Below are 307 nucleotides of genomic sequence, written 5' to 3' on the forward strand. Positions count from 1 at the left end.
ATCGTTCGACTTGCATGTGTTAAGCACGCCGCCAGCGTTCGTCCTGAGCCAGGATCAAACTCTCCGTGAATGTTTCCCCGTAATCGGGGTGACACCACGAGAGCGGAACTCTCCAGTCGGTTGACCAGTAGGTTCTCCAGTCGGTTGACCAGTAGGTTCTCCAGTCGGTTGACCAGTAGGTTCTCCAGTCGGTTGACCAGTAGGTTCTCCTAACAACGGTTAGTAACAGTTAACAACGGTTAGTAACAGTTAACAACGGTTAGTAACAGTTAACAACGGTTAGTAACAGTTAACAACGGTTAGTAAC

Annotated in this window: 1 rRNA gene; it reads right to left on the reverse strand. The window is 48.9% G+C overall.

Annotation, left to right across the window (positions count from 1 at the left end):
- A 16S ribosomal RNA gene (locus tag OKJ99_RS36380) occupies nucleotides 1–70 on the reverse strand; the annotation flags it as partial.
- Nucleotides 71–307 lie beyond the last annotated feature (237 nt).

Source organism: Streptomyces endophyticus, from assembly GCF_035798155.1.
Classification (GTDB): domain Bacteria; phylum Actinomycetota; class Actinomycetes; order Streptomycetales; family Streptomycetaceae; genus Streptomyces; species Streptomyces endophyticus.